The sequence below is a fragment of the Mesorhizobium norvegicum genome (genome assembly GCF_004919685.1).
Lineage (GTDB): Bacteria > Pseudomonadota > Alphaproteobacteria > Rhizobiales > Rhizobiaceae > Mesorhizobium > Mesorhizobium norvegicum.
Window position 1 is genome coordinate 89,145 of record NZ_SMYZ01000042.1, and the last position, 8,063, is coordinate 97,207.

Genomic DNA, 8,063 nt, shown 5'->3' on the forward strand with positions numbered 1-8,063 from the left:
TTTTGGCATCATCGCTGACCACCTTCACCGACGAGGCGAGGATTGCCCTCGACACGCTATCGGGCCGCGCCACCGGGCTTTTTTCCCCATCGCTGCGCCTCGGCGTGACCGGATTGTCCCGCGCCGGCAAGACGGTGTTCATATCGGCCCTTGTCCACAATTTGATCCATGGCGGGCGCCTGCCGCTGTTCGAGGCGCAGAAATCGGGGCGCATCGCCCGCGCCTTCCTCGAGCAGCAGCCGGACGACGCCGTGCCGCGCTTCCAGTACGAGGATCACATCGCCGCCCTGGTCAACGACCGCGCCTGGCCCGATTCGACGCGCGCCATTTCGGAACTGCGGCTGACCATCGAATATGAATCGGCCTCCGGCTGGAGCCGCATGTTTTCCTCCGGCAGACTGTCGGTCGATATCGTCGATTATCCCGGCGAATGGCTGCTCGACCTGCCGCTGCTCGGCAAATCCTTCGCCGATTTTTCGCATGAAGCCTTCGAAATGGCCGTTCTGCCGGTGCGCGAGGACCTGTCGCGGGCCTGGCGGACGCTGTCGGCGGAGATCGACCCGAACGCCGATGCCGACGAGATGACGGCGCGCCGCCTGGCCGAGAGCTTCGCCGCCTATCTCAAGGCGTGCAAGCTCGACGAGCGGGCGCTCTCGACCTTGCCGCCCGGCCGCTTCCTGATGCCGGGCGATCTCGAAGGCTCGCCGGCACTGACCTTCGCGCCCCTGACCGGGATTGGCGACAGGCGTCCGCGCCCGGGCTCGCTGCACGCCATGATGGACAGGCGCTACGAGTCCTACAAGACGCATGTCGTCAAACCCTTCTTCCGCGAACACATCACCCGCCTCGATCGCCAGATCGTGCTGATCGACGCCATGCAGGCGCTGAATGCTGGCCCCGGCGCCATGGCCGACCTGGAGCGCGCGGTGACCGAGATCCTTAGCTGTTTCCGTCCCGGCCGCGGCAGCTTCCTCACCGACCTGTTCTCGCGGCGCATCGACCGCATACTGGTTGCGGCGACCAAGGCCGACCATCTGCATCACGAAAGCCATGATCGCCTGCAGGCGATCGTGCGGCGGCTTGCCGACCGCGCCGTGGCACGGGCGAACTTCACCGGCGCCGATGTCGATGTCGTCGCCATGGCGGCGATGCGCGCGACACGCGAAGGCACCGTCAAGCAAGGGCGGGAGACGCTTCCCGTCATCATCGGCACGCCTATCGCCGGCGAGAAGATCAACGGCGAGACCTTTGATGGAAAGACAGAAACAGCCATATTTCCCGGTGACTTACCGGAGAATATTGACGCGGTTTTCGATATTTCGGGAGCCGATCACAAGCAGGACTCCGCGGACCCGGCAATCCGCTTCGTCCGTTTCCGTCCACCAAAGCTCGAACGCACGGCCGAAGGTGTCACGCTGTCGCTGCCGCATATCAGGCTCGACCGAGCCTTGCAGTTCCTGATCGGAGATCATCTGGCATGACCGTGCCCCGCAAACCGGCGGCATTCCGCATCGAGCCGGAAGCCTCATCGAGACAAGAAACGCCGGAGGCGCGCAACGCCCAGGCCGACACCCAGCGCAAACCCCGCGCGATGAAAACCGATGTCGCTATGGTCATACCGGCGGAAGTCGACGTCTTCGACGAACCTGACATCATTGCCGCGGAGCCGCCACCGGCCATCGCCCGCAGGAAACGCTCGCTGCTCGGCGGCATCTTCTTCGGCGCCTTTGGCGTGCTGGTTTCGCTGGCTGTCGGCCTGTGGACCGATCAGCTCATACGCGACCTCTTTGCGCGCGCCGAATGGCTGGGCTGGCTGGCCGCGGGCATGGCCGCCATCGCCGTGCTGGCGCTTGTGGTGATCCTGATTCGCGAGTTCCTGGCCATCGCCCGCCTCGCCGAGGTCGAAAAGCTGCAAAAGCGGGCGCTCGATGCGATCGCGCGTGACGATCCCAAGGCGGCACGATCGGTCGTCGACGAATTGTCGGCCTTTGTCGCGGCCAAACCCGAGACCGCGGCCGGCCGGCGCGCGCTGGCCGAACTGCGCGGCGAGATCATCGACGGCGGCAACCTGGTGCGCCTGGCCGAAGCCGAGATTCTCGGACCACTCGATGCCAGGGCAAAGGTGATGATTCTCGAGGCCGCCAAGCGCGTCTCGCTGGTGACGGCGGTCAGTCCGCGCGCACTTGTCGATGTCGCCTACGTCGTGTTCGAGGCCGGGCGGCTCATTCGCCGCCTGTCGGAACTCTATGGCGGACGGCCGGGAACGCTGGGTTTCTTTCGCCTGGCGCGCAGCGTGCTGGCGCATCTGGCGGTCACCGGCTCGATCGCGGTCGGCGACAGTTTCGTCCAGCAGATCGTCGGTCACGGCCTGGCGGCGCGCCTTTCGGCCAAGCTCGGCGAGGGCGTCGTCAACGGCATGATGACGGCGCGCATCGGCATCGCGGCGATGGAGACGGCGCGCCCCCTGCCCTTCAGCGCCGCGAAGCGTCCCGGACTGGGCGATTTCCTTTCGGCGCTGACATCGTTTGCAACCAGGAAAGATGGTGAAACAACCCCGTCCGGCAAGTGAGCCCGGCCGGAGCGTTTGGACCTGCGGAATTGTCACCGGACTGCTTTGCGGCGGCCCCGCAGTGACGAAGCATTAACCAATCTTGTTCATGGTCAGACGGGTTCCAAACAGCCTCTTTGTTGCCGGGTGTCGTCGATGAAAAGTGTCATACTATCCAGCGTCCTGCCCCTGGCAACCGTGATCACAGCGCTCGTCGGCATTGCCGGAGCGGCCTCCGCGGCGGAGCCGGACAAGCAGTTCTTCCAGTCGGCCGAAGGCAAATGGATCGGTCCTGGCGAAATCGTCGCCGGCAAGTACAAGGGCACCAAGTTCAACTGCAGCTTCACCGGCTCGACGCCGGACGGCAAGGTCGGCATGTCGCTCGACGGCGGCTGCCGGGTCGGCATGTTCACCCAGCCGATGTCGGCCAAGATCGAGCGCAAGGGCCGCGAGGGCTACAGGGGCAGCTTCATGGGTGGCGCGACCGGTTCCGGCCTCGACATCATCGGCGGCAACGTCGTCGATGCCCGCAAGGTGGTCTTCACCATCAACCGCAACCAGCTGCGCGGCGTCATGCAGGCCCGCATCCCCGACGACAATTCGATGACGGTGACCATTGCAGTGCGCGTCGACGACCAGTTGGTGCCGGTGATCGGCATGAGCCTGAAGCGCGTCGACGCCGTCGAAGTCGGCTCCATCGCGCCGAACTGAACAATCATCGATCCCTGAAAACAAAGAAGCGGCGACCCAACGGTCGCCGCCTCGTTTGAACCGGTAGAATCAGGCGCTTAGCCCTTGATCTCGAATCAGGGCGTTAGCCCTTGATCGCGGCCGTCACTTCGTCATACGCCTTGCAGGCGTCGGCCAACGTCGTGGCGCCCTGATACTTGGTTGTCACCGCCTGGACCTTGGCGGTCAGATCAGCCGCCTTGGACGGGTCCTTGGTGATCGCTTCCTGCAGCGCGGCAGCCATGTCCTGCGCCTTCTTGGTCGCGATTTCCGCCGTGCACTCAGGCGCCTTCGAGCAAGCCGAACCGGCAAGCACCGCCAGGCCGACGGCAACAAACAAAAACTTCTTCATGTCAGTCATCTCCTCAAAAGGGTGCGACTTGATCGTCGCTCACCCTCCAACGGCCGAAGCCGAGCGTCCTTAGCCTTCGATTGTGGCAAGATGCAACGTGTTCCCGGTGTCAACTTGTGTATCGCGCCTGCAACATCGCCGGCGATCCGGATTCGGGCTGTTCGATGCCCGCCGAAGCCCCTATCTTCGCCCCTTGTCACACAAACCCGAAATCGGAATCGGTCCTCAAACGAGCGGAATGGCGGCATGGCGGTAGAGGCATCGAGCAGCGATCTGGTTCAAGTGGTGGCGCTGCTTGCGGCCGGCGTCGTCGCCGTTCCGATCTTCAAGCGCATGGGCCTCGGCTCGATCCTCGGCTATCTGGCCGCAGGCGTGGTCATCGGCCCGTTCGGCCTCCGCGTCTTTTCCGAATCGGAAGCCATTCTTCATGTCGCCGAGCTCGGCGTGGTGATGTTCCTGTTCATCATCGGGCTGGAAATGCAGCCGTCGCGGCTGTGGGGCCTGCGCCGCGAGATCTTCGGCCTCGGCGCGCTGCAGGTCGGTGTCTGCGCGCTGCTGCTGACCGCTGTCGGCGTGGCGGGAGGGTTTCCGATCGCGCAATCCTTCGTCGCCGGCGCCGGCTTCGTGCTCACCTCGACCGCGATCGTCATGCAACTTCTCGAGGAACGCGGCGAAATCGCCGCACCGAAAGGCCAGCGCATCGTATCGGTCCTGCTGCTTGAGGACCTGGCCATCGTGCCGTTGCTTGCCCTGATTGCGTTCCTGGCGCCTGGTGGAGCCGACACCAGCCTGTCGGAGCGGCTGACCGAGGTCGGCATCGGCCTCGCCGCGATCGTCGGCCTGGTGGTGGCCGGCCGGTATCTGCTCAATCCGTTCTTCCGCATCCTGGCGGATGCCCGTGCTCGCGAGGTGATGACGGCGGCAGCACTTCTGGTCGTTCTCGGATCCGCGCTCGCCATGCAGCTCAGCGGCCTGTCGATGGCGATGGGCGCATTCCTGGCCGGCGTGCTGCTGTCCGAATCGACCTTCCGCCATCAGCTCGAAGCCGACATCGAACCCTTCCGCGGCATCCTGCTCGGCCTGTTCTTCCTTGCCGTCGGCATGTCGCTCGACCTGCATGTGGTCGCCGCGAACTGGCGGCTGATTGCCATCTATGTCGTCGCCTACATGGTGATGAAGGCGTTCGGCATCTACATCGTCGCCCGTATCCTGAAAACTGGCCATCGCGAGGCGCTGGAGCGCGCGGTCTTCATGGCGCAAGGCGGTGAATTCGCTTTTGTCCTTTACTCCGCGGCCGCGGCAGTCGGCATCATCGACGGCAACGCCAACGCGACGCTGACGGCGATCGTCATCATCTCCATGGTGCTGACGCCGCTGGCGATCATTGCGTTGCGATATCTCACGCCGCGCGACGAACAGTCGCTCGACGGGGTCGATGTCGCCGATGGCCTGACCGGCAGCGTGCTGGTCATCGGTTTCGGCCGCTTCGGCCAGATCGCCAGCCAGCCGCTGCTGCTGCGCGGCATCGACGTCTCGATCATCGACAATGATGTCGAAATGATCCAGGCGGCGGCCGATTTCGGCTTCAAGGTCTACTATGGCGATGGCACGCGGCTGGACATCCTGCATGCCGCCGGCGCCGGCCGGGCGCGCGCCGTGCTGATCTGCGTCGACAAGGCCGATGCCGCTGTCCGCATCGCGGAGCTCGTCAAGGCTGAGTTTCCTTTGCTCACCGTGCTGGCACGCGCTTTCGATCGTGGTACCGCGCTGCAACTTATTCGCACCGGCGTTGATTACCAACTGCGTGAAACCTTCGAATCTGCACTTGTTTTCGGCGGCTCGGCGCTGGAATCGCTGGGTGTCGATCCGGAAGACGTGGCTGAAACGATCGAAGACGTCAGGCGCCGCGACACCGACCGCTTCGAAACCCAGCTTGCCGAAGGCATTCGCGCCGGACAGCGCTTCCTGAGGGGCAATATCGGCACGCCGATTCCGACACCGCTCTCCACGCCGCGCCGCCCTGGTCAGGCACTCAACGAAGAAACGGCCGGTGTGCTGCACAAATCCGAACCCGCCGACTGAGCAAGGAATCAGGCATGGAATTGGACAGCAGAGCCCTGTCGGTCACCAAATTCTGGCGCGATGCCGGCGAGGACGCGTGGTTCGAGAAGAATGAGGCCTTCGATGCCGACTTCCGCGACCGCTTTCTCGATCTGCACTACGCCGTTGCGCGGCGTGAATGCGACAGCTGGCTGGAGCATGCCGAAGGCGCGCTGGCGCTGATGATCCTGCTCGACCAGTTTCCGCGCAACTGCTTTCGCGGCACCGGCCACATGTACGCGACCGACCCGCTCGCCAGATATTTTGCCGCAAAGGCGATCGCGGCCGGCCATGATCTGGCGCTCGAGGAAGAAGTCCGCGTCTTCCTCTATCTGCCGTACGAGCATTCGGAGCTGCTCGCCGACCAGCATATATCGGTCGATCTGACCCAGGCCAGGGCCGAACCCTATCTGAAATACTCTGTCGAGCACCGCGACATCATCCAGAATTTCGGTCGTTTTCCGCACCGAAACAAAATGCTTGGCCGCGAGACCACGCCGCAGGAGCAAACGTTCCTGGATGGTGGCGGATTCTCGGGCTAAAAGTCGGCTGCCGCCTCATCCAGATAATTGGCTACATTAATTTCCGAAGATTCTGGCATGGGCTGGCGGGCTCATCAATCATACGAGGAGGCGCAGCGAGAGGGTTTCCGGCGCTGACGGAAGTCCCTGACGTGGGGTGAATATTTCGGCTGGAATTACGGCGACACGGCCCATTTCTGGCGGGCGCGGCGTGGCGAGCGTTTCTCATCGCTTAGCTAGAAGGTCAGTTACACGGATTTAGGCGCGATCCTACAAACGCTGATTGATATGAAAGGCCGCTTTCGACTTTTTCTGAGACATTCACTGGATTTGATCACCCTGCTGCAAACCGAACATAATCCACGGGACAAAACCGTGTCGCAGGTTTCGGGATTTTCACGACAGCGGCAGCGGTTTGTAGAGCATCGCGCCTAAACCTTCCTTCAACTTGTTCGGAAGAGGCTGGCGACGGTTTTGCCTTGTAAACATTTGTGTCGCCTACTCAATGTTCAGGCGAGCAATTTCTCGAGCGGTTCCCTACCGCCAGTCGTTCGGAACCTGCCTGTCCTTGGAAAGGAGCGTGGCCAGCGAAGCATAACCACTGATGGAAAGGTCAGGCTTCCTGTCTCCTCCCGCCACCACTGTACTGATGTGCACGCGATAGAGCAGACAATTGCCATACACCGTTTTCACATCCTCGCAGTCCTGCCTGATCTGCCTATAGATACTGTCGCGCCGGGACGCTCCCGCTGAGGCAGAACGAAGCTGGGGGGAAATCCCGCCATCGCCTTCATAGCGCAGGTCGAACGTATAAAGTCGTTTCTCATCGGCCTGAGGCGCAGTGCCAAAATCATTCTTCAGCGCGAAATAGAGATTTATAACCAGGGAGACAGACCGTGACCACGCGCTGACGCTGGTCGAGGAGGTCCCGCATCGGGACGCGAATGTGCGCAGAAAAGCTTCGCATTCACGCTCGGCAAGCGCTGTGGCCTGCGCCTCCAGATTGCGCTTCTGTTCAGACCATGACGTTCCGAATACCTCCTGCGGCCAGGCGAGTTCCACATGCGCCGTGTGGTGTCGGCTCAATCCATTCTTGTTGACAAGGGCGGGAAGAAGGTCGACATCCCGGTTGGCGACACTGAAGGGACCGTATGTTTCCTCCAGCACGGTACGCGCTGTTTCCGTATCGTTCGGCCTCTCCGTAGGTCCGAAAAGCAGAAATCGGCCTCCAAGAAGGACTCCAGCGATAAGAAGGCCCCGCCGCAACGAAATCACTCTTTGCATTGACCTCTTCACCCCGGCTCACGGGCATTATCCGGCGGTGTCGCCAGACTTGCGCGCCCTTCCTCCTCGCGTACGAGAAAAAAGTTCGCCGATCCCCGCGTGAAGACACGGGTTGCCGGCCCGTTCTGCTCGGCGACATTGGTATTTAGATAGATGCGATCGATTTTGCAGGGACCCGCCGCCGCAATCGACTTGTCGCAGTCGGATGCGATCTGCGCATAGATGTCATCGGCGCTAGCTCTTGCATTCGAATGATGCTGATCCCGGTAGTCGACCTGAACGAACGCAAGCTCCAGCCGCCTTGCCGACGCAACCTGCAAAGTGTCTCTCTTTTGCGTGAACTCCAAGTCCATCCGCAGAAAGAATTGCGAGCTGGAGCTAGAAACGGCGGTCGCAGTCATGACGCAGCTTGAAGCAATCGTCCGAAGCAATGCCTCGCATTCGCGCTCGGCATACAGTGGCGCTTCAATTTGTAGCTTGCGTTCCCGCGCAAGCGATGCGAGCTCACCACTCTCCTCATGCTACGATA

8 protein-coding genes are annotated in these 8,063 nt (G+C 62.3%); 5 read left to right on the top strand and 3 right to left on the bottom strand.

Annotation, left to right across the window (positions count from 1 at the left end):
* Positions 1 to 2 precede the first annotated feature (2 nt).
* The 3 genes from FCU66_RS18080 (at position 3) to FCU66_RS18090 (ending at position 3,259) form a co-directional block, all read left to right on the top strand.
* Positions 3 to 1,481 (top strand): YcjX family GTP-binding protein, encoded by a 1,479-nt coding sequence (locus FCU66_RS18080; protein ID WP_136618949.1) that lies wholly within the window; start codon positions 3 to 5, stop codon positions 1,479 to 1,481.
* Positions 1,478 to 2,569: a YcjF family protein gene (locus FCU66_RS18085; protein ID WP_136618948.1), complete on the top strand. Its 1,092-nt coding sequence runs from the start codon at positions 1,478 to 1,480 to the stop codon at positions 2,567 to 2,569. The genes FCU66_RS18080 and FCU66_RS18085 overlap by 4 nt, the downstream gene beginning before the upstream one ends.
* A gap of 135 nt (positions 2,570 to 2,704) precedes the next feature.
* Positions 2,705 to 3,259, top strand: a complete 555-nt coding sequence (locus tag FCU66_RS18090) for a hypothetical protein (RefSeq protein ID WP_136618947.1) — start codon at positions 2,705 to 2,707, stop codon at positions 3,257 to 3,259.
* Positions 3,260 to 3,362: 103 nt separating this feature from the next.
* Here FCU66_RS18090 and FCU66_RS18095 read toward each other — a convergent pair whose 3' ends face one another.
* A complete protein-coding gene (locus FCU66_RS18095) occupies positions 3,363 to 3,629 on the bottom strand; it encodes a hypothetical protein (protein WP_056582264.1) in 267 nt (88 codons plus the stop codon).
* Positions 3,630 to 3,875: 246 nt separating this feature from the next.
* On the opposite strand from FCU66_RS18095, the gene FCU66_RS18100 reads away from it, so the two are divergent.
* Positions 3,876 to 5,711, top strand: coding sequence for a monovalent cation:proton antiporter-2 (CPA2) family protein (locus FCU66_RS18100; protein ID WP_136618946.1), 1,836 nt, complete (start codon positions 3,876 to 3,878; stop codon positions 5,709 to 5,711).
* A 14-nt stretch (positions 5,712 to 5,725) separates the two neighbouring features.
* The gene (locus tag FCU66_RS18105) at positions 5,726 to 6,271 is read left to right on the top strand and encodes a DUF924 family protein (protein WP_136618945.1); all 546 of its coding nucleotides are present in this window, start codon (positions 5,726 to 5,728) and stop codon (positions 6,269 to 6,271) included.
* 516 nt (positions 6,272 to 6,787) lie between these two features.
* On the opposite strand, the gene FCU66_RS18110 is transcribed toward FCU66_RS18105, so the two are convergent.
* Complete coding sequence (locus FCU66_RS18110; RefSeq protein WP_136618944.1) at positions 6,788 to 7,417, bottom strand: hypothetical protein; 630 nt, start codon at positions 7,415 to 7,417, stop codon at positions 6,788 to 6,790.
* A 125-nt stretch (positions 7,418 to 7,542) separates the two neighbouring features.
* On the bottom strand, positions 7,543 to 7,935 hold the full coding sequence (locus tag FCU66_RS18115) for a hypothetical protein (RefSeq protein ID WP_136618943.1): 393 nt from the start codon (positions 7,933 to 7,935) through the stop codon (positions 7,543 to 7,545).
* Positions 7,936 to 8,063 lie beyond the last annotated feature (128 nt).

Coding starts and splice junctions, on each gene's coding strand:
- FCU66_RS18085 (WP_136618948.1), top strand. CDS start 1,478: ATGACCGTGCCCCGCAAACCGGCGGCATTCCGCATCGAGCCGGAAGCC.
- FCU66_RS18090 (WP_136618947.1), top strand. CDS start 2,705: ATGAAAAGTGTCATACTATCCAGCGTCCTGCCCCTGGCAACCGTGATC.
- FCU66_RS18095 (WP_056582264.1), bottom strand. CDS start 3,629: ATGAAGAAGTTTTTGTTTGTTGCCGTCGGCCTGGCGGTGCTTGCCGGT.
- FCU66_RS18100 (WP_136618946.1), top strand. CDS start 3,876: ATGGCGGTAGAGGCATCGAGCAGCGATCTGGTTCAAGTGGTGGCGCTG.
- FCU66_RS18105 (WP_136618945.1), top strand. CDS start 5,726: ATGGAATTGGACAGCAGAGCCCTGTCGGTCACCAAATTCTGGCGCGAT.
- FCU66_RS18115 (WP_136618943.1), bottom strand. CDS start 7,935: ATGACTGCGACCGCCGTTTCTAGCTCCAGCTCGCAATTCTTTCTGCGG.